This is a genomic window from Vibrio vulnificus NBRC 15645 = ATCC 27562, assembly GCF_002224265.1.
GTDB classification, from domain to species: domain Bacteria; phylum Pseudomonadota; class Gammaproteobacteria; order Enterobacterales; family Vibrionaceae; genus Vibrio; species Vibrio vulnificus.
The window spans coordinates 851,378-875,810 of record NZ_CP012881.1 but is presented as its reverse complement, the minus strand read 5'-3'; the positions used below and the strand labels follow the sequence as shown (position 1 = coordinate 875,810).

The following is a 24,433-nucleotide window of genomic DNA, read 5'->3' as shown; positions in this document are numbered from 1 at the left end:
TATGCCTAAGATTATTGTATTGCCTCATGAAGATTTGTGCCCAGAAGGTGCCGTGCTAGAAGCAAATAGTGGTGACACAGTATTAGATGTGGCACTGAAAAATGGGATTGCGATTGAGCACGCGTGTGAGAAGTCCTGTGCTTGTACTACGTGTCACGTCATCATTCGTGAAGGCTTTGATTCACTAGAAGAAAGCGATGAGTTAGAAGATGACATGCTCGACAAAGCGTGGGGCCTTGAGCCAGAATCGCGTTTAGGCTGTCAAGCGAAAGTAGCGGATGAAGACCTAGTGGTTGAGATTCCAAAATACACGCTCAACCACGCATCGGAAGACCATTAATCGATGGTCACGCAGTTCGTTGGGCCTATTGGCCTAGCGAACACATACCCAAGTGACTAATTTTTCGAAGGAAGATGAGTATGAAATGGACAGATTCACGTGATATCGCCATCGAGCTCTGTGAACGATTTCCAGATATGGATCCAAAAACGGTGCGTTTTACCGATCTGCATCAGTGGATTTTAGAGATTGAAGATTTTGATGACGAGCCCAATCATTCCAATGAAAAGATCCTCGAAGCAGTGATTCTTTGCTGGTTGGATGAATGGGAATAAATCCAGCCCAGTTAACAAAATTCATCAAAAAAAGCGGACCTTTTGGTCCGTTTTTTTATCAATTTGACATTTCTACCCTACATAATGCTAACATCCGTGAGTTATTCAAATAGAAAGGCGTAGGTAACGCCGTTATAAGGCAAGGAGAAACCATGTCTACACAGATGTCTGTATTTTTAAGTCACGAAGTCGCAGCTCCACTGTGGGGCGATAAAGCACTGGTATCATTCAATGAGCAGGGCGCTCTTATCCATACAGGCGAAAGTACGGATTTAACTAAAATCCAACGCGCAGCGCGCAAGTTTGATGTGCAAGGCATCAAGAACGTATTTCTAGATGGCGATGGTTGGGATGTGGAAGCGATTTGGGCTTTCCACCAAGGTTACCGCAATCCAAAAAAATATAGCCAAGTTGAGTGGGTTGCGTTAGAAGAGAAAGCACAAGCAGAGCTGGAAGCTCGCATTAAAGCCACTGAGTTTACTCGCGATATCATTAACAAACCGGCGGAAGAAGTCGCCCCACGTCAACTTGCGACGATGGCGGCAGAGTTCATTCGTTCTGTCGCTCCTGAAGGCACAGTGACAGCGCGTATCGTAAAAGATAAAGATCTGCTTGCTGAAGGCTGGGAAGGCATTTACGCCGTAGGCCGTGGTTCTGATCGCACTTCAGCGATGCTTCAACTCGACTTTAACCCAACGGGTGATGCAAATGCCCCTGTTTGGGCATGTTTAGTCGGAAAAGGCATTACTTTTGACTCGGGCGGCTACAGTATCAAAGCGTCCAATTTCATGGATTCAATGAAAGCGGACATGGGCGGTTCAGGTACGATCACGGGTGGTTTGGGCTTAGCGATCATGCGAGGACTGAACAAGCGTGTAAAACTGATCCTATGCTGTGCGGAGAATATGATTTCTGGCCGAGCGTTGAAACTGGGTGATGTGATTACCTACAAAAACGGTAAGACGGTTGAAATCATGAACACCGATGCGGAAGGTCGCCTGGTGCTGGCAGATGGCCTGATTTACGCCTCGGAACAAAATCCAGAGTTGATCATTGATTGCGCGACCTTAACGGGCGCGGCGAAAAATGCGCTAGGTAACGATTACCACGCACTATTGACGTTTGACCAAGCACTTGCGCAAGAAGTACTAAAGTCAGCAGCAGAAGAAAAAGAAGGTTTGTGGCCACTGCCACTAGCAGAATTCCATCGTGAAATGCTGCCATCAAACTTTGCCGACCTGTCTAACATCGGTGGTGGTGACTACTCTCCTGGTGCCAGCACGGCGGCGGCATTTCTTTCGTACTTTGTGCAAGATTACCAAACAGGTTGGTTGCACTTCGATTGTTCGGGCACTTACCGTAAGGCTGCTAGCGACAAGTGGTCTGCGGGTGCGACAGGTATGGGGGTTTGTACTCTGGCCAACCTGTTAGTGGCACAAGCGAATAAGTAATACTTCACAGCAGTCCAATTGGGCTGCTGACTATAACAACGACATGAAATAAAGGGACACCTTATGGCTCTAGAAAGAACATTTTCGATCATTAAGCCTGACGCTGTAGAACGTAACTTAATCGGTGAAATTTACCACCGTATTGAGAAGGCGGGATTACGCATCATCGCGGCAAAAATGGTGCATCTTAATGATGAACAAGCAAGTGGCTTTTACGCTGAGCATGAAGGAAAAGAATTTTTTCCAGCATTGAAAGAGTTCATGACTTCAGGACCCATCATGGTTCAGGTTCTAGAAGGCGAAAATGCCATTGCACGTTACCGTGAGTTGATGGGTAAAACCAACCCAGAAGAAGCGGCTTGTGGCACCATTCGCGCCGATTATGCATTAAGTATGCGTCACAACTCCGTGCACGGTAGTGACAGCCCAGCATCAGCAGCGCGTGAAGTTGCGTTTTTCTTCCCAGAGTCAGAAATCTGTCCTCGTTAAGCGGTTTGAATAAGTCGATGAATTCCCAAGCCCAGCACGCAAGCTGGGCTTTTTTCTGACTCAGGAAAAGTGTGGTGATATTTTAATCGTTTGGTTTTATCGCCTTAGCATCTTCGTGGTTTTACAGCCCTTGTTGTCACTGCATAAAGCCTGTACAATTCGCGCCCTTAATCTTGTTCAGTCATTGAGAGGCACCATGAGCACTGAAAAAATTAATCTACTCGACTTTGATCGCAAAGGCATGCGTGAACTGTTCGCCCAAGAGTTAGGCGAAAAAGCGTTTCGTGCTGATCAGGTAATGAAGTGGATCTACCATTTCGGTGTCGATGATTTCGATAACATGACCAACATCAACAAGCAGTTGAGAGAGAAGCTTAAGCAGAAATGCGAGATCGTCGCCCCTGTTGTTTCAGAAGCTCAACACTCATCAGATGGCACCATCAAATGGGCCATGCGTGTTGGTGATCAAGATGTTGAAACGGTCTATATCCCAGAAGAAGACCGCGCAACGCTTTGTGTTTCATCTCAAGTGGGTTGTGCACTGGAATGTAAATTCTGCTCAACGGCGCAGCAAGGTTTCAACCGTAACTTAAAAGTGTCAGAAATCATCGGTCAGGTGTGGCGTGCGGCACGTGAGGTAGGGCTTGAGAAAGAGACTGGACGTCGTCCGATCACCAACGTGGTGATGATGGGCATGGGCGAACCGTTGCTGAATATGAAAAACCTCATTCCGGCTTTGGAAATTATGCTGGATGATCTGGGCTTTGGTCTCTCTAAACGCCGCGTGACAGTGTCGACTTCGGGTGTGGTTTCTGGCTTAGATCAGATGACGGGCAAAATTGACGTCGCACTGGCGATTTCTTTGCATGCACCTAATGACAAATTGCGCAGTGAAATTATGCCGATCAACGATCGTTGGGATATTCAGGATTTCTTAGCATCGGTGCGTCGTTACATTGCTTCTTCCAATGCCAACCGCGGTAAAGTGACGGTGGAATACGTGCTACTTGATCATGTTAACGATGGTACTGAACATGCTCATGAGCTTGCGCAGTTGATGAAGGATACACCTTGTAAAATCAACTTGATTCCATTTAACCCATACCCAGGCTCGCCGTATAAGAAACCAAGCAACTCACGTATTGATCGTTTCCAAAAGACATTGATGCAATATGAGCATACGGTGACGATTCGTAAGACGCGCGGTGATGATATTGATGCCGCATGTGGTCAGTTAGTGGGGGACGTGATCGACCGAACCAAACGTACCGCCATGCTGAAAGCGGCCAAAGGTGAGACCATCGAGGTTAAGGCGCTATAAGCTACCATTTTCTTATTAAACAGCCAGAGCTTCGCTCTGGCTGTTTTGCTTCTAATCGTAATTTTTTGCTTGTTTGGTGGATTTTCCATGCCGAATTGGACGATATATCGAATTTCTTGTGTCAAACTTTGGACAAAAGCTTGAGCTAAAGGTAAATTTCTCAGCATAGAGTTTTTGTCAATAACACAGTTTGGCTTATCATGTTTAAAGCTGCAGCTGTATTTTGGCAGTGTAGGTTGGCTAATAAAATAATTAGGGCTGCGTCCAAAGTACCGCGGCAAACTTTTTCCAAAGTTCAGTGCAAACCAAGAACGATGAATAATAAGCGCACTTAACTTTCATTATTTGAAGATTTTAGACAGTTATGACTACAGATAACGATTTTTCACAAGACAGTGCCACAGAATCTCTCGCCATTGAACAAGTCGGTACCTTGCTCAAACGCAAACGCGAATCAATGGGTTACACGCAAAAACAAGTCGCAGATCGATTACGTTTACGTGTTAACGTGATTGAACAGATTGACGATAACCAGTTTGAAAGTGGCCAAGTGGCGACTTTTACTCGCGGGTATTTACGTTCTTACGCCAGATTGGTTGGCCTTGATGAAAAAATCATTCTTGATGCGTTAGATAATACAGGTGACGCACAGCACCAAGAACAGGAGATGCAGAGCTTCTCACGTAAAACCAATACGGAGAAACACAATAGCCGCATCATGCTGATTACTTGGGGTATTTTCATCATCATTACGGGGATTTCTTCACTTTGGTGGTGGCAAAATCAGCAAGAGAACAGCTTAGCTCAGTCGGTTAATCAAGCCGCTCAACTTGAAGACGCGGTGATCGAAGAGAGTGAACCTCCACTCATTGATGATGTGGTGATGCAGGAAATGGATGCGACGACAGAGAGCAATGAGCAAAACGAAGCGAGCTCAGAGGAAAGTCCGGCATCGCCTGAAAGTGTAGAAGCCTTGGAAGTCGAGACTTTAGAGCCGATAGTTGAAGCAGAAGCTGACGCTGGATCGCAAGTTGAACCTCAAGCGGCAGTGGTTGAGGTTACATCTGAAGCCCCCCAAGCCAATGGTGAAACTGCCTTAACAATGGCTTTTCGTTCGGACTGCTGGGTTCAAGTTAAAGACGCCAGTGGTAAGACATTGATTTCTGGCATCCGCAAATCGGGTCAAGATTTAAACCTATCTGGTCAGGCCCCTTTTAACGTTATTTTGGGCGCGCCAGAAGGCGTGACCATGACATTTGCAAGTGAACCTGTCGACCTTTCTCGGTATACTGCAGGCAAAGTAGCTCGATTCACCTTACCTTTGTAAAGATTATGCACAACGAATCTCCAATTATCCGTCGTAAATCGACGCGAATTTATGTGGGCGATGTTCCAATCGGTGATGGTGCGCCAATCGCGGTGCAATCCATGACCAATACTCGCACCACGGACGTAGCAGCAACCGTTGCTCAAATTAAAGCATTGGAAAATGTCGGCGCCGACATTGTTCGTGTTTCTGTTCCGACGATGGATGCGGCTGAAGCTTTTAAGCTGATTAAACAGCAAGTATCGATTCCATTAGTTGCTGATATTCATTTTGATTATCGTATCGCACTGAAAGTGGCCGAATACGGGGTGGATTGTTTACGCATCAACCCGGGCAACATTGGTAATGAAGAGCGTATTCGCTCAGTCGTTGATTGTGCGCGTGACAAAAACATACCAATTCGCATCGGTGTCAACGGTGGGTCGCTAGAGAAAGATCTGCAAATGAAGTATGGCGAGCCGACACCAGAAGCTTTGGTCGAGTCTGCTATGCGTCATGTTGATATTCTTGATCGCCTCAACTTTGATCAATTTAAAGTCAGTGTCAAAGCGTCAGACGTTTTCCTTGCGGTGGATTCCTACCGACTGTTGGCGAAGAAAATCGATCAACCTCTGCATCTCGGCATTACAGAAGCGGGTGGTGCTCGCGCTGGTGCTGTGAAATCGGCGGTTGGCTTAGGCATGCTTTTAGCGGAAGGTATTGGCGATACGCTACGTATCTCTTTGGCGGCGAACCCTGTTGAAGAGATTAAAGTGGGTTTTGATATTCTTAAGTCATTGCGAATTCGTTCGCGAGGCATCAACTTTATCGCGTGTCCATCGTGTTCACGTCAGGAGTTTGATGTCATCAGCACGGTCAATGCACTGGAAGAGCGACTGGAAGACATCATTACGCCGATGGATGTCTCCATCATTGGTTGCGTTGTGAATGGTCCGGGTGAAGCAGAGGTATCGCATCTCGGTCTGGCTGGTAGCAACAAGAAGAGCGCTTTTTACGAAGATGGTAAACGTCAAAAAGAGCGCTTCGACAACGAAGATCTGGTGAATCAACTAGAAGCTAAGATCCGTGCAAAGGCTGCGCGCATGGATGAAAGCAACCGCATCGATATTAAAGTGCAGAACTAAATCTCAACGAAGTCATTCAAATTACGGTAATTATTGTGGCAAAAACAATCCAAGCAATTCGAGGCATGAATGATTGTCTCCCAACTCAATCACCACTGTGGCAGAAGCTAGAAGGCGCAGTGAAGAACGTAATTAGCGCATACGGTTACAATGAAATGCGCATGCCAATCGTTGAGATGACGCATCTATTTAGCCGTGCTATTGGCGAAGTGACCGATGTGGTGGAAAAAGAGATGTACACCTTTGAAGACCGTAATGGTGACAGCTTAACATTGCGCCCTGAAGGCACCGCAGGTTGTGTGCGTGCTGGTATTGAAAACGGTTTGCTGTACAACCAAGAGCAGCGCGTTTGGTACATGGGTCCTATGTTCCGCCACGAGCGTCCGCAAAAAGGCCGTTACCGTCAGTTCCACCAGTGTGGTGTAGAAGTATTTGGTCTTAATGGTCCTGACGTCGATGCAGAGCTGATCATGATGACTGCGCGTCTTTGGCGTGAACTTGGCATTGATAAACATGTGCGTCTAGAGCTGAACTCGATTGGTTCGTTGGAAGCGCGCGCAAACTATCGCACTGCACTGATCGCATTTCTTGAGCAACATATCGATGTGTTGGATGAAGATTGCAAACGTCGTATGCATACTAACCCACTACGTGTATTGGATACCAAGAATCCAGATGTACAAGCGATTTTGGGCGATGCGCCACGTCTATCTGACTACCTAGACACAGAGTCAACGCAACATTTTGCGGGTTTGTGTGAACTTCTTGACGCTGCGGGTATCGAATACACAGTCAATGAACGCTTGGTTCGTGGTCTGGATTACTACAACCGCACGGTTTTTGAATGGATCACGGAAAGCCTAGGCTCTCAAGGTACCGTTTGTGGTGGTGGCCGTTATGATGGCCTAGTCGAGCAACTTGGTGGCAAAGCCACACCAGCGGTGGGTTTTGCGATGGGCTTAGAGCGTTTAGTGCTAATGTTGGAAACGTTAGAGCTGACGGATGTTCGTCGTAGTGTGGACGTTTACGTCGTCACTGCGGGTGAAGGCACTATGATGGCTGGCATGAAGTTGGCAGAGCAAGTGCGTGAAGCCATTCCTGGGGTTCGCGTGATGAACCACTTTGGTGGTGGTAACTTTAAGAAACAATTTAAACGTGCTGACAAAGTAGGTGCGGTCGTAGCCCTAGTACTGGGTGAGAATGAAGTTGCAGACAACACCGTTGTATTGAAAGATCTCGCTGGTGGTGAGCAAGTTACGTATTCACAGCAAGAGATTGCCAGCAAAATTGCTGAGCTGATTTAAGCTCTTGCAGCAGTCACAACAATGGCAGCGGTTTCGCTGCCATTGAATCAGTTTTAAAGAGGACAGGAAGTGGAAGTTTACAATACTGAAGAAGAACAAGTTGAAGCGATAAAAGATTGGTGGAAAGAGAACGGCAAAGCCGTGATCATCGGTGCCGTTGTTGGTCTCGGTGGTCTATTTGGCTGGCGTTACTACCAAGATAGCGTAACGCAAGCGCGTGAAGCCGCTTCACAAAACTATACTTCCGCAATTAATGCATTACAGGCGAAAGGCGCTGAAGCGGCTGCGGATGTTGAAGCTTTCATTGCCTCCAATGATGTCAAAGAGTATTCGGTACTGGCGGCGTTACAACTGGCTAAAGCACAAGTAACCGCTGGTGATCTTGATGCTGCGCTAACCCAGTTAAAATGGGCTCAGAGCAACAGCAAAGATGCGGCTCTTATTCCGTTAACGACTTACCGTATTGCGCGAGTAGAAGCAGAGTTAGGCAATTTTGATGCAGCGAAAGCGGAGCTAGCAAAAGTCACAGATGCTAGCTGGGCGGGCCGTGTAGCAGAATTGCGTGGTGATATTGCTTTGCGTCAGGGTGACAAAGAAGCCGCTTATGCTGCTTATTCTGAAGCGCAACAAGCCGCTGATGCAGGCCAAACTCTGCAAATGAAATTGGATGATCTGGCAAAATAAGGACTTCATGGCATGAAGAAAATGGTCAGGAAAGCCTTATTAGGCATGATTACAGTGGGTGTGTTGGCGGGTTGTGCCAGTGAAGAAGACACCATTGTAATGGCACCATTGCCACAGGTGAATAGCCAGTTCACACCGCAATCAGCTTGGAGTACCAGTGTGGGTGATGGTGTCGGACATTACTTCTCTAAACTCTCACCTGAATATGCTTACGACAAGCTATTTATCGCCAGTCGTGATGGTGTGGTCAGAGCGTTGGATCCGACATCAGGTAAGCAATTGTGGAGCCAAAACGTTAAGCAAGGCGACACAGCGAGATTGTCTGGTGGCTTAACCGCGGCTTACGGCCATGTCTACATTGGCAGTGAAAATGGTGATTTGATCGCTTTGGACGAAGCGAGTGGCGAGATCTCTTGGCGCATCTCTGTAGTCGGAGAGATCTTAGCAAAGCCCGTTGCTGAAAATGGTCTAGTGATTGTGAATACCAGCAATGGCGTTTTGATGGCCTTCGACCAAGATAATGGTGAACAAAAGTGGACCATCAGCACCGAAGTACCTAACTTGACTTTGCGCGGCGATAGTACGCCGACGGCGGTATCAGGCGGCGTATTTTGGGGAACGGCGAATGGCCGTTTAGCGGCCGCTATCGTCGAGCGTGGTCAGTTGATTTGGCAACAACCAGTTGGTACACCAAAAGGTGCAACCGAAATTGACCGTTTGGTGGATGTGGATTCGTCACCAATCGTTTTGGGTGGCACACTGTATGTCGTGGGCTACAACGGTCAGTTAATCGCACTTGATTTACGTTCAGGCAATGCCGTTTGGAAGCGTAATTATTCGTCAGCTATTGATATGGCGACCGATGGCAGCCGTTTGTTTGTCGTGACAGACAAAGATCACGTAGTGGCGGTCGATGCACGTAGCGGAACGGAGCTATGGCAAAATGAACAGCTAGAGTATCGTTTGTTGACCGCCCCAGTGATGGTAAACAACTACTTAGTCGTTGGAGACAGCCAAGGCTATTTGCATTGGTTGGATCGCACCACTGGTGAGTTCGTGGCTCAGCAGATGATCAATGACAGTGGTTTCGCCGTTGGTCCAACGGTATTGCCAGATGGTTATGTCATTACCACGCGCAATGGCGATGTAAAGAAACTGACGATCAACGAATAATATCGTGATATAATTCACATTCGGCTCCTGGCTGGTGACAGTTAGGAGCCGTTTTGTTGCTAATTTTTAATAACACGCTGCAAAGTTCAACATTGCAGTTGTGACAAGACGATTGTGGTTATAGGTAAAAAGCTGGTTTGAAATGCTATCAAGCAAGTGGTTACCTATAACTACAGATCAAAGATTATTGTAGAGGTTGTTATGATACCTGTTGTTGCTCTAGTCGGTCGTCCAAACGTAGGTAAATCTACGTTGTTTAACCGATTGACTCGCTCTCGTGACGCATTGGTGGCGGACTTTCCTGGTCTGACTCGTGACCGTAAATATGGTCAAGCCAAAGTAGGTGAGCACGACTTTATTGTGATTGATACGGGTGGTATCGATGGTTCTGAAGAAGGCGTTGAAACCAAAATGGCAGAACAGTCACTTGCTGCGATTCGCGAAGCTGACGTTGTGTTGTTTATGGTGGATGGCCGCGCAGGATTGACGCCATCCGATGAGGCGATTGCTGCCCATTTACGTAAAATCGAAAAAGCCACCATGCTGGTGGTGAACAAAGTGGACGGCATCGATGCGGATGCTGCCAGCGCAGACTTTTGGCAACTGGGCGTTGATGAGATGTACCAAATTGCCGCTGCGCATGGTCGTGGTGTGACTGCGCTGATTGAACGTGCACTTGATCCATTCTTTGATAATCTTCTCAGTGCTAACAGCGAAGGTGAGATCGAAGATCTGACCGATATGGAAGATGAAGACGCAGAGCAGCAAGAGTACTCTGAAGAAGACGCCGAAGAGTCACTGAAGCGACTGCAAGATCAGCCAATTAAGCTCGCGATTATTGGTCGTCCAAACGTGGGTAAATCAACGCTGACTAACCGTATTTTGGGTGAAGAACGCGTTGTTGTCTACGACATGCCAGGAACCACGCGTGACTCCATTTACATTCCAATGGAACGTGATGGTCGCGAATACGTATTGATCGACACCGCAGGTGTTCGTCGTCGCGGTAAAGTACATGAAACGGTTGAAAAATTCTCTGTTGTTAAAACATTGAAAGCCGTTGAAGACGCCAACGTTGTACTGTTAGTGATTGATGCTCGTGAAAACATCTCGGATCAGGATTTGAGCTTATTGGGCTTCGCACTTAATGCGGGTCGTTCTATCGTACTGGCCGTGAACAAGTGGGATGGCTTGGATAACGAAGTGAAAGAGAATGTGAAGAAAGAGCTCGATCGTCGTCTTGGCTTCGTCGATTTTGCTCGCATTCACTTCATTTCTGCGTTGCACGGTACTGGCGTAGGCCATTTGTTTGAATCAGTACAAGAAGCTTACCGCTCTGCAACCACTCGTGTAGGGACATCGGTACTGACGCGCATCATGAAGATGGCAACAGAAGATCACCAACCACCGATGGTTCGTGGCCGTCGTGTGAAACTGAAATATGCGCACGCTGGTGGTTATAACCCACCAATCGTGGTGATCCATGGTAACCAAGTTCGCGAATTACCGGATTCTTACAAACGTTATCTAATGAACTACTTCCGTAAGTCACTAGATATCATGGGTACGCCGATTCGTATTCAGTTCCAAAACAGTGATAACCCGTTTGAGAACCGTGTCAACAAGATGACCCTTTCTCAAGAGCGTGCACGTAAGCGCATGATGAGTGCGGTAAAAAATCGCAAGAAATAATCTGAACTGTTTTTGATGCCCAAGTTTTACTTGGGCATTTTTTTATTTTCCGTTTCCCAATATGGATAACATGCCCACATCATTCATTGAGCGGATGATGCCTCATCGTTGAGATAAGAAATATGCAGATAACACCCACTAAGGTTCGCTTTTGTCATCAGATCTGGCAGTTGGAGAGCGACATTGTACTCACTTCAGTCAATGAACATTCTCTTTATGTCGTGACTCAGCAAACGCCATTTCATCCGGTCAGTCATATTTGGCCAGATCATCCTGCAGATCGGGGAAGCCTTATCGCGGATGGCAAAGAATGGCCAATCATCGGTTGTTGGGTTGGCGCTGTGGAGTGTTCAACGGGGCAACTGTTTGTTGATCAAGCGATACCTGTAAAGCGAGATACAGAGGGATGGAGCTTCGTAGTGGTTCATGAAATTGAAGCCCAGCTTGGGCAACTTGCTGTTGGAAGCAAAGTACGATTCTTTGTCGACAAAGAATATCAACAAAGTCTGAGTCGAGGTCACAGTGCAGGGCATTTAGCCTACCTGGCATTGAATAAAGTCTTGGCACAAGGTTACTGGCGCAAAGATGCCGATCGCAAAGACCCTCATGGCTACTATGATTTTAACAGTTATGCTCAAGAGAGTAGCTTTGTGACGCCAGAGTGTTGTCTAGACATCTATCGACTGGGAAAAACGCTACGCAAAAGAGGGCTGAACAGTGCTGATGTTGTGGAAAATATTCACGAGATTGAATCCGAGGTCAATGTACAGCTTGAGCGCTGGCTTGCTCGCGGAACCGAAATATTCATGAACTGTCATGGCGAATATTTAACCGACTCTCGTTACTGGCAATGTGATTTGGGAGAAGCATCAACGGCGATTATCCCTTGTGGGGGAACGCATGCTGCTGGGTTGAGCGAAATGAAAGAGATTGCCGTTACATTGGTGCTGTTGGATGAGCAGACCATTGAAATGCACACGCAAGTCACGCCCAACTAAGGAAAATGATCTTTATATAAAAAACCAAAAAGGCAGATTTAAATATTCATATATAGAGTTTTATTCTGTTTTGAATTGAAATGCAGCATATGTAACTTATGCTTTCGGGGTGTGGTTATATAAATGTTCTTTTTTAGGCAGATCGCTGATCAAAATAAAATAACCAGACGATCAAGATAAGATCCGATAAGCGTGTTTAAGGTCTGATTATTAATGTTATCGTTCTGTTAGGCTCGTGCTAACCAAACCCTAGAGTTGCTGAGTGAATCAACAACACTAGGGTAAATCATAATAATATTGAGTAAAGTTAGTACACTAGAGCGCTGTTATGGATAGCATGAGACTTTTAGACGCCCATAGGTCGATCAATCAATTATTGGGGAAGTTAGCCTTAGGCTTGGAGAAAGATCAGTTAAATCGAGAAATTGTATCCTTATCAGAGCATTTGTTTGGATCTCGTAAGGCCTCGATTTTGAAGCTGGATCCACAGCACAATACACTGCATCTTGAATACGCCCCAAATCTTCCTGATTTCTACAATCAAGCAATTGAAGGTATCGAGATTGGTGAAAGGGTAGGATCGTGCGGAGCCGCAGCTTATAGCGGAAAGTCCGTGGTCGTGAGTGATATTGAGAGTCACCCGAATTGGCAGCCCTACGCTGAGTTAGCGAAAGCGGCGAATGTGGCGGCATGTTGGTCCGTCCCGATTGTTTCCCGACAAGATAAAGTGCTGGGTACCTTTGCCATCTACAGCGACATGCCTTCTAAACCAGCAAAAGAAGAACTGGAAATCTTGGATCTTCTCGCTGCGCTTTATTCAATAGCACTAGAAAAGTACCAATTAGAAGAACAACTTCACTATCACGTTAATCGAGATCCTCTGACGCAGTGTTATAACCGTCGAATCTTCTACTTGGAATCCGAACCTTTGCTAGAGACAGCTCGGCACAATGAGTATGGGATTGGCTGTTTTTTTATTGATGTTGATGAGTTTAAATACATCAACGACCGGTTTGGCCATGATGTTGGCGATGCCGTGTTAATCAACTTAGCCAACTGGTTGATGGCGCAGTTTCCTCAACAAGCTGTCATTTCTCGTTACGGAGGCGATGAGTTTGTTGCGATTTGCCCATTTGTGCACAAGCAGGTGTTCCAAGCGTTTTATCAGCAATTACAAAGCAAGATCAAAATGTTTTTCTTGATAGAAGATTATTCTGTTTCGGTCAGTATTGGCGCGGACTATGCGGAAGGTGAGTCTTTGGCCAACGTGGATGCACTTATTCGCCAAGCTGACATCTGCATGTATCAAGTAAAACGTGCTCACCAAACCGTGAGCGCAAGATTGAATTGATCTCATAGTGACAACGAGAAAAGAAAATGAACGAGAATCATTGCCCGATTTGCCAGCAAGAGCTGGAGTGGAATGGACAGTATCACTGCCAACAATGTGATAAAGAGTTTACCAAGCTTGGCTTTTGCCCAGAATGTGAGGCTGAATTAGAGAAGCTGCAAGCATGCGGTGCGGCGAGTTATTTCTGTAATCACTGCAACGAGCTCAAATCGAAATCAAGAATCCGCTTTCAGTTCAAAGAGAAAACCGAAGATTAAGCCATGGCTTAGTTCACGGTAGAGCGTATTTCACCATCGGATAGGCGGGTGAGCAACGTGTCGCCCGTTTTGATTTGTGATTGACGTGTAATCACTTCGCCAGATTCACTCTGAGTAATGGAGTAGCCGCGCTTCAGTGTTGCCAAGGGGCTTACTGCGTCAAGTTTTTCAGCGGCGATCGCGATCTGGTGGCGCAACCTTAGCATCTTGCGGTCCATTGCATCCATCATCTTCTGTTCTACTCGTGCAAGCGCATTTTTTTGTTCACTGATTTGACGAACAGGCGAGAGTAATTGCAGTTTGTGCTGAACACGAGAGACCTTTTGTTCTCGTTGTGCCAGATACTTTTCCATCGCTCGTTGTAAGCGGATCTGCAACTCATCGGCTTGTTGAGTCTGACGCATCAAGCGATAGCGAGGATGCTGTTTCTCCAGTCGATGACTCAGCGAGATTATGGTGCGATTTTGCTCGGTGAGGTAATGACGCCAGGCAGAATGCAGTTTTTGCTCACGGCTGATTAAGGCTTGATCTTTGTGGCTGTTATCACGGCTAACCAGTTCTGCAGCTGCGGATGGTGTTGGCGCACGCAAGTCTGCAACAAAGTCCGCAATTGTCACATCAATCTCGTGACCAACCGCAGAGATGATCGGGATTTGGCTGGCGGCAATGGTTCGAGCAACAATCTCGTTGTTAAAGCACCAAAGATCTTCCAGTGAACCGCCTCCACGGCCGACAATCAGTACGTCACATTCGTTACGGCTGTTTGCACGTCCAATTGCTTGAGCAATTTGAATGGCGGCCTCGTCTCCTTGTACCAGAGTCGGATAAATGACCACTGGTAGGGAAGGATCTCGGCGTTTGAGTACATCAAGAATGTCGTAAAGCGCGGCGCCAGTTTTAGAGGTAATAATACCGACGCATTTAGGGTGTTCTGGGATCGTCAATTTCGTGGATTGAGCGAAAAGCCCTTCGCTCGCTAGTTTCATCTTCAGAGCATCAAATTGCTGCTGCAGACGACCATCGCCCTCTGGCTGCATGCTTTCGATGATCAACTGATAGTCACCACGTGGCTCGTATAACGAAAGACGTGCTTTGACTAAAACTTGATTACCATTGGTTGGCTTAAAAGAAACGAGGCGGTTATTCCCTTTAAACATGGCACATTTAACTTGAGCCATTGAGTCTTTGAGGGTTAAATACCAGTGACCAGAAACCGGCGCAGAGAAGTTAGAAATCTCTCCCACTAACCAAACAATGCCTAATTGGTTTTCAAGCAATAAACGAACTTCAGAATTTAAACGTGAGACGGTGAAGATGTTTGGATTGGTCAGAGAAGACAAAGCTAATCCCGTAGACGTGGGTATGGAAGTTAGCCGCAATATAATACATAGCAAGAGGGTGAATGCAAGAAAAAAATTAAAAAATTTGTGGTCAAGCGATTGCGTTGGCCGTATAATCCGTCCGCAATATCTAATCCAAATGTAGCAAGTTGCTTAAAGCCTGCTGCCCTCATTATGCGAAACGATGAGATTGGATTGTTCTTTTTACCTCTACATATTGTGAGATATTGCAAATGCTAAGAATTGCCAAAGAAGCGCTGACATTCGATGACGTACTACTCGTGCCAGCTCACTCCACTGTTCTCCCAAACACAGCTGATCTTCGCACTCAGTTGACCAAAAACATCACACTGAACATTCCTATGATCTCTGCCTCGATGGATACCGTGACGGAAGCTCGTCTCGCTATTGCACTTGCGCAGGAAGGTGGCATTGGCTTTATTCACAAGAATATGTCTATCGAACAGCAAGCTGCTGAAGTTCGTAAAGTGAAGAAGTTTGAAGCGGGTGTCGTAACGGATCCTGTCACTGTAAGCCCTGATGCGACCATCGCGGATGTGGTTTCGCTGACCGACAAGCACGGCTTTGCTGGTTTCCCTGTGGTTACCGAAAGCAATGAGCTAGTGGGTATCATCACTGGTCGTGACGTACGTTTTGTGACGGATCTGTCTAAGAAAGTCTCTTCTGTCATGACGCCAAAAGAAAACTTGGCTGCCGTAAAAGAAGGCGCAACTCGCGCTGAAGTGCAAGAAAAAATGCATGAAGCCCGCGTTGAGAAAGTACTGGTTGTGAATGATGATTTCCAATTGACCGGTATGATCACGGCAAAAGACTTCCACAAAGCAGAACGTAAACCAAACGCATGTAAAGATGCTCAAGGTCGTCTACGCGTAGGCGCAGCGGTTGGGGCGGGTGCGGGTAACGAAGAGCGCGTTGCTGCACTGGTTGAAGCCGGTGTTGATGTATTGTTGATTGACTCTTCACATGGTCACTCAGAAGGTGTTTTACAACGTATTCGTGATACACGAGCGGCATTCCCGAATCTTGATATCATTGGCGGCAACGTTGCAACAGCAGCGGGTGCCAAAGCCCTGATTGAAGCGGGCGTTAGCGCAGTGAAAGTGGGTATCGGCCCTGGCTCTATCTGTACGACTCGTATCGTGACTGGCGTAGGCGTTCCACAAATTACCGCGATTGCAGACGCAGCGGAAGTGGCGAACCAATATGGCGTGCCAGTGATTGCTGATGGTGGTATCCGTTTCTCTGGCGATATCTGTAAAGCGATTGCGGCGGGCGCATCTTGTGTGATGGTTGGTTCTATGTTTGCGGGTACTGAAGAAGCACCGGGTGAAGTGATTCTTTACAACGGCCGTTCTTACAAAGCTTACCGTGGTATGGGTTCTTTGGGCGCAATGTCTCAAGGTTCTTCAGATCGTTACTTCCAGACAGACAACGCAGCAGACAAGCTGGTACCAGAAGGTATCGAAGGCCGTATCGCGTACAAAGGCCGCCTAAAAGAGATCGTTCATCAGCAAATGGGTGGTCTGCGTTCAAGCATGGGCCTAACAGGCAGTGCAACGATCGAAGAAATGCGCACTAAAGCCGAATTCGTACGCATTACGGGCGCGGGCATGCAAGAGTCTCACGTGCACGATGTGCAAATCACCAAAGAAGCACCTAACTATCGCTTGGGTTAATTGACCCTGAGTTGAAATTTAAAGCTTATGGGGAGCGAGATTGGCTCCCCATCCACCAAATTTGATATCGAGATTAACCTCAATGACTAAAAATATTCATGACCAACGTATTCTGATCCTAGATTTCGGTTCGCAGTACACTCAACTTGTTGCGCGCCGCGTACGTGAAATCGGCGTTTACTGTGAGCTTTGGAGCTGGGATGTTGAAGAAGCGGATATTCGTGAATTCAACCCAGACGGTATTATTCTTTCTGGTGGACCAGAGAGCGTGACAGAAGATAACTCTCCTCGTGCACCTCAATATGTATTCGATTCAGGCGTGCCAGTACTGGGTGTGTGTTACGGCATGCAGACTATGGCTGAGCAGCTAGGCGGCAAAGTATCGACTTCTGACGAGCGCGAGTTTGGCTATGCAGCTGTAAAAGTGTCTGGTGAGTCAGCAATTTTCAAAGATCTTGAAGCTACTCAAGATGTGTGGATGAGCCACGGTGACAAAGTCGTTGAGATTCCAGCAGGTTTCACCAAAGTAGGTGAAACAGACACTTGTCCTTACGCTGCAATGGCGAACGAAGAGAAAAAATACTACGGCGTTCAGTTCCATCCAGAAGTAACGCACACTAAAAATGGCCTACAAATGCTAGAGAACTTTGTTCTTGGCGTCTGTGGTTGTGAGCGTCTATGGACCTCTGAATCCATCATCGAAGATGCCGTTGCTCGTATTAAAGAGCAAGTGGGTGACGATGAAGTGATCCTCGGTCTATCTGGTGGTGTGGATTCATCAGTAGTGGCAATGCTGGTTCACCGTGCAATCGGTGACAAGCTAACGTGTGTCTTCGTTGATAACGGTCTACTTCGTTTAAACGAAGGTCAGCAAGTGATGGACATGTTTGGCGACAAGTTTGGCCTAAACATCATCAAAGTTGATGCTGAAGAGCGCTTCCTAAAAGCACTTGAAGGCAAATCTGATCCTGAAGAGAAGCGTAAGACCATCGGTCACGTATTCGTCGATGTATTTGATGAAGAATCGAAGAAGCTGAAGAATGCGAAATGGCTCGCTCAAGGTACCATCTACCCAGACGTAATCGAGTCAGCTGCCTCTAAGACTGGTAAAGCGCACGTAATCAAATCTCATCATAACGTGGGCGGTCTGCCAGACGACATGGCTATGGGTCTTGTTGAGCCACTGCGTGAGCTGTTCAAAGATGAAGTGCGTAAGATTGGCCTAGAACTTGGCCTACCTTACGAAATGCTTTACCGCCACCCATTCCCTGGCCCAGGTCTAGGTGTTCGTGTTCTTGGTGAAATCAAGAAAGAGTACTGTGATTTGCTACGTCGTGCGGACGCTATCTTTATTGAAGAGCTCCATGCTGCGGATCTTTACAACAAAGTATCTCAAGCGTTTACGGTGTTCCTACCAGTACGTTCTGTCGGTGTAATGGGCGATGGCCGTAAGTATGACTGGGTGGTATCACTACGTGCTGTAGAGACCATCGACTTCATGACGGCGCATTGGGCACACCTACCGTACGATTTCCTAGGTAAGGTTTCTAACCGCATTATCAATGAAGTAAACGGCATCTCGCGCGTGGTTTACGATATCTCTGGTAAGCCACCAGCAACCATCGAGTGGGAATAATCTTGCGTTAACGCAGTGCATTGATCCATCAAATAAACCCCGAGTGAACACTCGGGGTTTTTTATTGCTGTTTACTCGGGTTGTTGGTTTTGGAACAGGGGCAGCATTCGCTTTGTCGTAGAACGTTGTTCCATTTGCATGATGCTGAAATGACTCGCAGTTTTGTTCAATAATGGTGAATCTCTCTGACTTTACCAAGGATTAAGGTCTAATCTGCCAGAAATGTAACATTTTTTGTGTAGAGAAAAAGGATAAGGAAGAATGAAGATTTCCCATCTGTCGGTTCTGATCGGATGTACGTTAGCCGCTGGAGCGCAAGCGGCAATGAATATCCAACCAGACCCTCAAAACCCGAATGGATATGTTGTTTCACGAGTGGATCTGCAAGAAGCAGAGCAAGCACAAACTTCAAATCCCATGTACGCGATTTGGTCAAAGGCGTTAGAAACACGCTCGAATACCATCGTCGAAGCCATTGCTCCCGGCGCGGCGAGCAACCCTGATAACGTAAAGCGTACTGAACGTGTTTTCCCACAAAGTGAATGGGATTTTCTCACTCATATGGCTGCGCCCGAATACACTTATACGCGTTTTTTAAAGGCGATCGGTAAGTTCCCCGCCTTCTGTGGTGAGTACACGGATGGACGGGATTCAGATGCGATCTGTAAAAAATCCATCGTGACTGCTTTTGCTCATTTCTCGCAAGAAACCGGTGGCCACATTGCGATTGACAACGTCTCTGATAACCCACTAGGTCTGGAAGAGTGGCAACAAGCGTTAGTTCATGTTCGTGAAATGGGGTGGTCGGAAGGTCAAGCTGGTTACACCACGGGGTGTGGCCAGAACGATTGGCAAAATAAACGTTGGCCGTGTGAAGCGGGGCAGGGCTATTTTGGCCGTGGGGCAAAACAGCTTTCTTACCACTTCAACTACGGTGCGTTTTCGGAAGTGATGTACGATGGTGATGCCACCGTGCTGCTTAAGAACCCTGCTTTGGTGGCGGACTCTTGGTTAAACCTCGCTTCAGCCATTTGGTTTTTCTTAACACCTCAAGCGCCGAAACCAGCCATGCTGCATGTGATCGACCGTACTTGGGTGCCATCCCAACGTGAAGTGGACGCGGGTATTGGCTACGGCTTTGGTACCACGATTAACGTCATCAATGGTGGCATTGAGTGTGGTGAGCAGAATAAAGACAAAGGCCAGCCGGTTAACCGTATTCGTTACTGGGAAGGGCTGGCATCACACTATCAAATCCCTGTGGAAGCGGATGAGAAGAACACCTGTTGGCAGCAAACCCCTTATGGCAGTTTGAACCTTAATGGTGCAACCGACGTGCTCTACACCAACTGGGATGGCAACTGGAAATATTACGCCGATCGCCCGGGAGGTTATTCCTTTGAATGTGAATTGGTGGGCTTCCAAACGGCCTATTCGGCGTTAGTACCAGGCGACTACGAAAAATGTGTGACTAACTTCTACGGCTCGCACGCAAGTTGGCCAGAAGTGCGTGTGGTTGACAAACTGGACCCTGTTGACCCAGGAACCCAACCGGGTGGCAATGAGTGGAGCGCAAGTAAAGTTTACGTTGCTGGCGATCAAGTCACCTACAAAGGTGCGACATACAAGGCTAAGTGGTGGACACAAGGCAACGATCCAAGCTTAGGTGGGCCTTGGGAATTGGTGGCGGGAACACCAACGGACCCAACGCCAACCCCGGATCCTGTTCCAACGCCAGATCCGACTCCGGACCCAGAGCCAACACCGGATCCGACACCTGAACCAACACCAGATCCAACCCCTGTCCCTGGTACCTTTATTCAGTGGGAGCCGGGAGTGACGCAGGTTGCGAATGGTGAAAAAGTGACTTACAACGGTAAGTGCTTTATCGCTAAAAATGGCCCAGGAGTTTGGGAGACGCCAACGCAATCAAACTGGTTCTGGGATGAGATTTCTTGTCAGTAACCTTTCTAACCTCAAACAAACTCTGGCTATGCCAGAGTTTGTTTATTCAGTTCGTTTTATATGAAATCTTAGTTTGCACTTTAGCTAGCTATCTTTTATCCAACGCTTCATTAAAATCCGCGCGTAATTTTTATAAACATTTTTGAAAAGGTACGCGTTTATGTCTACTAAACTGGCTAACCCAGCGCCACTTGGTCTAATGGGTTTCGGTATGACTACAATCCTGCTCAACATTCACAATGCAGGTTTCTTCCCGATTGACTCTATGATCTTGGCAATGGGCATCTTTTACGGTGGTCTAAGCCAAGTGATCGTAGGCATCATGTGCTTTAAGCGTGGTGATACCTTTGGCACCACAGCGTTTACGTCTTACGGCCTATTCTGGTTGACGCTGGTTGCGTTGATCGTGATGCCATACATGGGCCTACCAGCAAGCCCTGCGAATTTCATGGGTTGGTACCTTGCTCTGTGGGGTATTTTCACTGGTTTCATGTTCATGGGCTCGCTTTGCTACCCAACCGCCAAACAAGTGGTATTTGGTTCATTGACCGTTCTTTTTGCACTGCTAGCAGCACGTGATTTTACGGGCAGCGAACTTATCGGCACGATCGCGGGCTTTGAAGGCATCTTCTGTGGTGCGAGCGCAATCTACTTTGCTATGGCTCAAGTGCTAAATAACGAATATGGCCGCACTATTTTGCCGATTGGTGAAAAGAAAGCGCCTGCGGTGAACGCGCAAGAGCTTGCTGCATAAGCCACATCGTTTTGAGAACAGAAATGAAAGGGGTTAGCCAATGGCTAACCCCTTTTCTTATTTGCCCGTGAGGGCAACACTGCCTTTTTCTTATTGTACGATGTTGTGTTTACTTCCTGAGAAGTTAGAGTGAAGGCTGCTCCACGACGGTGGTTTGTTTTTCTTCCGTTTGTGGATCTTGACCGGTTTTACGCTTGTATTTCTCTTCCCAGTAAGTCGCCCCTGAGATACCCAGTTTTACAGGGTTGAAGGTGTAGTCGGTCACGCCTTGCTTTTGTTGCTCTTCATAATCTTGCAGCGCTTTGATCGCCGGTTTTGACATGAAGAAGATGATTAGAATGCCAACGATGTTGAGCCATGCCATCAAGCCAACGCCCACATCACCCATTGCCCATGCTAAGTTCGCGGTTTTCACTGTGCCGTAGAAGACGACAGCAATCAGCGCCACTTTCAGTACAAACATCAAACCATTCACTTTGAAGCTGCGACGGATGTACGCGATGTTCGTTTCTGCAATGTAGTAGTAAGCAAGAATCGTGGTAAAGGCTAAGAAGAACAGCGCAACCGCAATGAATGGTTTACCTACGCCTGGCAATGCACTTTCAATCGCCATTTGTGTAAACACAGGGCCGTTGGCTGCGATTTCTGCTGATATGTTCTGCACAAGGAAACCTTCTGCACCATGAACGTTATACGCGCCAGTGATCAGAATCATAAAGGCGGTCGCTGAACAGACGAGCAGAGTATCGATGTAGATTGAGAACGACTGCACCAAACCTTGCTGCGCAGGGTGATCAACACTGGCCGCTGCTGCTGCGTGAGGGCCTGTACCTTGACCTGCTTCGTTCGAGTAAACACCACGTTTTACACCCCAACCAATTGCAGCGCCGACACCCGCCATTGGTGTGAATGCATCACCCACGATCATGGCAACAATGCGTGGTACTTCACCAATGTTGAGTAGGATAATCACGAACGCTGTGATCACGTAAGCAAGAGCCATGAATGGCACCACGACTTGGGTGAAGTTTGCGATACGTTTTACACCACCAAAAATGATGAATGCTAAGATGATTGAGATGACCGTACCGGTTAAAATTTTTGCGAAACTGAAAGTGCCCAGTGCGGTTTCAATCATCTCTCCTGGGCCAAATGCCGCTTCAACCGCATTACCAATGCTGTTTGATTGAACGCCAGGTAGCAGGAAGCCACACGCAAAGATAGTCGCGATAGCGAAGACCCACGCGTACCACTTCTGACCCATGGCTTTTTCAATGTAGTAAGCAGGGCCACCACGGAATTCACCGTTGTCTTCTTCTTTGTAGATTTGCGCCAGTGTGGATTCTGCATAGGCGGTTGCTGCACCAAAGAAGGCAACAACCCACATCCAGAATACCGCTCCCGGACCACCAAAACCGATCGCTGCTGCGACACCTGCGATGTTACCTGTACCGACGCGACCAGAAAGTGAAACGGCTAATGCTTGGAAAGAGGAGATCCCTTTTGAAGAGCTTTTGCCAGAAAGGAGTAGGCGCCACATTTCGAAGAAGTGACGCACTTGAACGAAGCGAGTCACGATGGAGTAGAACAGACCAGCGCCCAAGCACAGATAAATCAGCACCGGGCTCCAGATAATTCCATTCAGAAAATCAACTAAAGACTGCATGAGTATTTTCCCTGTTAGATGTTTGTGTTGTTTGTTTTCTGTTCGGCATATTAATCTTTTTGTAATGCAATTGTTAATTAAAATATCTAAAACATATCACCTTCGTGACTGTGAACACAAAATGCTAATAAATTGTTAATTGGAAAATGGTAAAAGTGTTGTATAGAACAAGATGCGGGATATTGGTGGCTATTTACTTTTATTGCAGAATAATGCATCGCAGAACTATTCATCTTTTGTATAAGATGAGTTCTGCGATGTTGGGGAATTTTAGATAAATCCTCTAATGGCTTATCTGGTCGTTTTATGGCGTGTTGGGCTAGCTGGCGTAGCGGAAGAGATCCAACCCTGCCGGATTCTCCGTTTGCTCGCCGGTGATGATTTGGCTCAGTAAGTGACCTGAACCACACGCCATGGTCCAACCTAAGGTACCATGTCCGGTATTGGTATAGAGATTCTTGATCGGGGTTTTACCGATGAGTGGTGTGCCGTCTGGTGTCATAGGGCGAAAACCAGTCCAGAATTCCGCCTTGGCAAAATCACCGCTACGAGGGAAAAGATCGTTCACCACCATAGAAATGGTTGCTTTGCGTTTCTCAGGAATCGCAGGATCGAATCCAGCGAGCTCTGCGGTGCCAGCCACGCGAATGCGGTCATCAAATCGAGTCAGTGCCACTTTATAGGTTTCATCCATGACCGTAGAAACCGGAGCTTGGCTTTCATCGGTGATCGGAACGGTCAGGGAATAACCCTTGACCGGATAAACAGGTATCGTTATCCCCAATTGCGCGAGTAGCGCGGTGGAATAACTGCCCATGGCCACCACGTATACATCGGCTTGCAACTCGCCAACATCAGTAGACACACTCACTACTTGGTTACCTTGAGTATTGACCTTATTCACGTTCGTATTGAACAAAAAGGTCACGCCTTGCTGTTGTGCCAGTTCAGTCATCTGTTGGCAAAACAAATAGCAATCGCCCGTTTCATCGTCAGGTAGATAGAGACCGCCCGTCAGTTTATGGCTCACGGCTGCCAATCCCGGTTCTTGTTTAATGCATTCATCGACACTCATACGTTGAAAGCGCGTACCGCTTTGCTCAAGTAATGCGATGTCTTTTTCAATGGCGATCAACTGCTTTTGCGTACGAAAAACCTGCAACGTACCTTGTTGGCGGCCTTGGTATTCAATATCGTGCTCTTGGCGAAGTTGGCTAAGGCATTCACGGCTGTGATTGGCAATCGCCAACATCCTTGCTTTGTTCACTTGATAACGACTGAGTTGGCAGTTGGCCAACATTTGTGTCGCCCATTTCAGCAGTTGAGGATCAAGAGAGGGTTTGATTTTCAGTGGTGCGTGCTCTTCCATCAGCCAGCGAATTGCTTTTTGTGGAATGCCCGGTGCAGCCCAAGGCGAAGAGTAGCCGTAAGAGATCTGCCCTGCGTTGGCAAAACTGGTTTCTTCCGCGCTGCGCGCTTGGCGGTCAACAACGGTCACCTGATAGCCTGCTTTTTGTAGATACCACGCGCTCATCAAGCCAACCACACCGCTGCCCAATACCACTGCTTTCATCGATTTTCTCCTGATT

At 47.2% G+C, this 24,433-nt stretch carries 21 protein-coding genes; 18 read left to right on the top strand and 3 right to left on the bottom strand.

Annotation, left to right across the window (positions count from 1 at the left end; genetic code table 11):
* Position 1 precedes the first annotated feature (1 nt).
* The 14 genes from fdx to AOT11_RS03920 all read left to right on the top strand — a co-directional run bounded on the left by fdx (position 2) and on the right by AOT11_RS03920 (position 13,786).
* Complete coding sequence (fdx, locus tag AOT11_RS03985; protein WP_011078532.1) at positions 2 to 340, top strand: ISC system 2Fe-2S type ferredoxin; 339 nt, start codon at positions 2 to 4, stop codon at positions 338 to 340.
* An 80-nt stretch (positions 341 to 420) separates the two neighbouring features.
* On the top strand, positions 421 to 615 hold the full coding sequence (gene iscX / locus AOT11_RS03980) for a Fe-S cluster assembly protein IscX (RefSeq protein WP_011078531.1): 195 nt from the start codon (positions 421 to 423) through the stop codon (positions 613 to 615).
* A 152-nt stretch (positions 616 to 767) separates the two neighbouring features.
* Entirely contained in the window at positions 768 to 2,066 is a 1,299-nt protein-coding gene (gene pepB / locus AOT11_RS03975; RefSeq protein WP_017419979.1) for an aminopeptidase PepB, read from the top strand.
* A 63-nt stretch (positions 2,067 to 2,129) separates the two neighbouring features.
* Positions 2,130 to 2,555: a nucleoside-diphosphate kinase gene (gene ndk / locus AOT11_RS03970; protein ID WP_017419980.1), complete on the top strand. Its 426-nt coding sequence runs from the start codon at positions 2,130 to 2,132 to the stop codon at positions 2,553 to 2,555.
* 196 nt (positions 2,556 to 2,751) lie between these two features.
* The gene (gene rlmN, locus AOT11_RS03965; RefSeq protein WP_011078528.1) at positions 2,752 to 3,876 is read left to right on the top strand and encodes a dual-specificity RNA methyltransferase RlmN; all 1,125 of its coding nucleotides are present in this window, start codon (positions 2,752 to 2,754) and stop codon (positions 3,874 to 3,876) included.
* A gap of 364 nt (positions 3,877 to 4,240) precedes the next feature.
* Positions 4,241 to 5,203 carry a cytoskeleton protein RodZ gene (rodZ, locus tag AOT11_RS03960; protein WP_017419981.1) on the top strand — a complete coding sequence of 321 codons (963 nt, stop codon included), beginning with the start codon at positions 4,241 to 4,243 and terminating at the stop codon, positions 5,201 to 5,203.
* Between the two features lie 5 nt (positions 5,204 to 5,208).
* Positions 5,209 to 6,327, top strand: a complete 1,119-nt coding sequence (gene ispG, locus AOT11_RS03955; protein WP_011078526.1) for a flavodoxin-dependent (E)-4-hydroxy-3-methylbut-2-enyl-diphosphate synthase — start codon at positions 5,209 to 5,211, stop codon at positions 6,325 to 6,327.
* 35 nt (positions 6,328 to 6,362) lie between these two features.
* Entirely contained in the window at positions 6,363 to 7,631 is a 1,269-nt protein-coding gene (gene hisS / locus AOT11_RS03950; RefSeq protein WP_017419982.1) for a histidine--tRNA ligase, read from the top strand.
* A gap of 69 nt (positions 7,632 to 7,700) precedes the next feature.
* Positions 7,701 to 8,315: a YfgM family protein gene (locus tag AOT11_RS03945; RefSeq protein WP_017419983.1), complete on the top strand. Its 615-nt coding sequence runs from the start codon at positions 7,701 to 7,703 to the stop codon at positions 8,313 to 8,315.
* Between the two features lie 12 nt (positions 8,316 to 8,327).
* Positions 8,328 to 9,488: an outer membrane protein assembly factor BamB gene (gene bamB / locus AOT11_RS03940; protein WP_017419984.1), complete on the top strand. Its 1,161-nt coding sequence runs from the start codon at positions 8,328 to 8,330 to the stop codon at positions 9,486 to 9,488.
* A gap of 201 nt (positions 9,489 to 9,689) precedes the next feature.
* Positions 9,690 to 11,180, top strand: a complete 1,491-nt coding sequence (gene der, locus AOT11_RS03935; protein ID WP_017419985.1) for a ribosome biogenesis GTPase Der — start codon at positions 9,690 to 9,692, stop codon at positions 11,178 to 11,180.
* A gap of 122 nt (positions 11,181 to 11,302) precedes the next feature.
* Complete coding sequence (locus AOT11_RS03930) at positions 11,303 to 12,178, top strand: alanyl-tRNA editing protein (protein WP_017419986.1); 876 nt, start codon at positions 11,303 to 11,305, stop codon at positions 12,176 to 12,178.
* A gap of 328 nt (positions 12,179 to 12,506) precedes the next feature.
* Complete coding sequence (locus AOT11_RS03925; RefSeq protein ID WP_017419987.1) at positions 12,507 to 13,529, top strand: sensor domain-containing diguanylate cyclase; 1,023 nt, start codon at positions 12,507 to 12,509, stop codon at positions 13,527 to 13,529.
* A 26-nt stretch (positions 13,530 to 13,555) separates the two neighbouring features.
* The gene (locus AOT11_RS03920; RefSeq protein WP_017419988.1) at positions 13,556 to 13,786 is read left to right on the top strand and encodes a zinc ribbon domain-containing protein; all 231 of its coding nucleotides are present in this window, start codon (positions 13,556 to 13,558) and stop codon (positions 13,784 to 13,786) included.
* Between the two features lie 8 nt (positions 13,787 to 13,794).
* Here AOT11_RS03920 and xseA read toward each other — a convergent pair whose 3' ends face one another.
* The gene (gene xseA, locus AOT11_RS03915; RefSeq protein WP_026050317.1) at positions 13,795 to 15,126 is read right to left on the bottom strand and encodes an exodeoxyribonuclease VII large subunit; all 1,332 of its coding nucleotides are present in this window, start codon (positions 15,124 to 15,126) and stop codon (positions 13,795 to 13,797) included.
* Positions 15,127 to 15,359: 233 nt separating this feature from the next.
* On the opposite strand from xseA, the gene guaB reads away from it, so the two are divergent.
* The 4 genes from guaB (at position 15,360) to AOT11_RS03895 (ending at position 21,178) form a co-directional block, all read left to right on the top strand.
* Entirely contained in the window at positions 15,360 to 16,823 is a 1,464-nt protein-coding gene (gene guaB / locus AOT11_RS03910; RefSeq protein WP_026050318.1) for an IMP dehydrogenase, read from the top strand.
* A gap of 82 nt (positions 16,824 to 16,905) precedes the next feature.
* A complete protein-coding gene (gene guaA, locus AOT11_RS03905) occupies positions 16,906 to 18,459 on the top strand; it encodes a glutamine-hydrolyzing GMP synthase (protein ID WP_017419991.1) in 1,554 nt (517 codons plus the stop codon).
* 261 nt (positions 18,460 to 18,720) lie between these two features.
* A complete protein-coding gene (locus AOT11_RS03900) occupies positions 18,721 to 20,424 on the top strand; it encodes a chitinase (RefSeq protein WP_017419992.1) in 1,704 nt (567 codons plus the stop codon).
* A 160-nt stretch (positions 20,425 to 20,584) separates the two neighbouring features.
* Positions 20,585 to 21,178, top strand: coding sequence for an acetate uptake transporter (locus AOT11_RS03895; protein WP_017419993.1), 594 nt, complete (start codon positions 20,585 to 20,587; stop codon positions 21,176 to 21,178).
* Positions 21,179 to 21,302: 124 nt separating this feature from the next.
* On the opposite strand, the gene AOT11_RS03890 is transcribed toward AOT11_RS03895, so the two are convergent.
* Positions 21,303 to 22,844 (bottom strand): alanine/glycine:cation symporter family protein, encoded by a 1,542-nt coding sequence (locus AOT11_RS03890; RefSeq protein WP_017419994.1) that lies wholly within the window; start codon positions 22,842 to 22,844, stop codon positions 21,303 to 21,305.
* A gap of 319 nt (positions 22,845 to 23,163) precedes the next feature.
* Positions 23,164 to 24,417 (bottom strand): D-amino acid dehydrogenase, encoded by a 1,254-nt coding sequence (locus AOT11_RS03885; RefSeq protein ID WP_017419995.1) that lies wholly within the window; start codon positions 24,415 to 24,417, stop codon positions 23,164 to 23,166.
* Positions 24,418 to 24,433 lie beyond the last annotated feature (16 nt).

Bases quoted from the DNA above. Each gene is read 5' to 3' on its own strand.
- fdx (WP_011078532.1), top strand. From the start codon at position 2: ATGCCTAAGATTATTGTATTGCCTCATGAAGATTTGTGCCCAGAAGGT.
- iscX (WP_011078531.1), top strand. From the start codon at position 421: ATGAAATGGACAGATTCACGTGATATCGCCATCGAGCTCTGTGAACGA.
- pepB (WP_017419979.1), top strand. From the start codon at position 768: ATGTCTACACAGATGTCTGTATTTTTAAGTCACGAAGTCGCAGCTCCA.
- ndk (WP_017419980.1), top strand. From the start codon at position 2,130: ATGGCTCTAGAAAGAACATTTTCGATCATTAAGCCTGACGCTGTAGAA.
- rlmN (WP_011078528.1), top strand. From the start codon at position 2,752: ATGAGCACTGAAAAAATTAATCTACTCGACTTTGATCGCAAAGGCATG.
- rodZ (WP_017419981.1), top strand. From the start codon at position 4,241: ATGACTACAGATAACGATTTTTCACAAGACAGTGCCACAGAATCTCTC.
- ispG (WP_011078526.1), top strand. From the start codon at position 5,209: ATGCACAACGAATCTCCAATTATCCGTCGTAAATCGACGCGAATTTAT.
- bamB (WP_017419984.1), top strand. From the start codon at position 8,328: ATGAAGAAAATGGTCAGGAAAGCCTTATTAGGCATGATTACAGTGGGT.
- der (WP_017419985.1), top strand. From the start codon at position 9,690: ATGATACCTGTTGTTGCTCTAGTCGGTCGTCCAAACGTAGGTAAATCT.
- AOT11_RS03930 (WP_017419986.1), top strand. From the start codon at position 11,303: ATGCAGATAACACCCACTAAGGTTCGCTTTTGTCATCAGATCTGGCAG.
- AOT11_RS03925 (WP_017419987.1), top strand. From the start codon at position 12,507: ATGGATAGCATGAGACTTTTAGACGCCCATAGGTCGATCAATCAATTA.
- AOT11_RS03920 (WP_017419988.1), top strand. From the start codon at position 13,556: ATGAACGAGAATCATTGCCCGATTTGCCAGCAAGAGCTGGAGTGGAAT.
- guaB (WP_026050318.1), top strand. From the start codon at position 15,360: ATGCTAAGAATTGCCAAAGAAGCGCTGACATTCGATGACGTACTACTC.
- guaA (WP_017419991.1), top strand. From the start codon at position 16,906: ATGACTAAAAATATTCATGACCAACGTATTCTGATCCTAGATTTCGGT.
- AOT11_RS03900 (WP_017419992.1), top strand. From the start codon at position 18,721: ATGAAGATTTCCCATCTGTCGGTTCTGATCGGATGTACGTTAGCCGCT.
- AOT11_RS03895 (WP_017419993.1), top strand. From the start codon at position 20,585: ATGTCTACTAAACTGGCTAACCCAGCGCCACTTGGTCTAATGGGTTTC.
- AOT11_RS03890 (WP_017419994.1), bottom strand. From the start codon at position 22,844: ATGCAGTCTTTAGTTGATTTTCTGAATGGAATTATCTGGAGCCCGGTG.
- AOT11_RS03885 (WP_017419995.1), bottom strand. From the start codon at position 24,417: ATGAAAGCAGTGGTATTGGGCAGCGGTGTGGTTGGCTTGATGAGCGCG.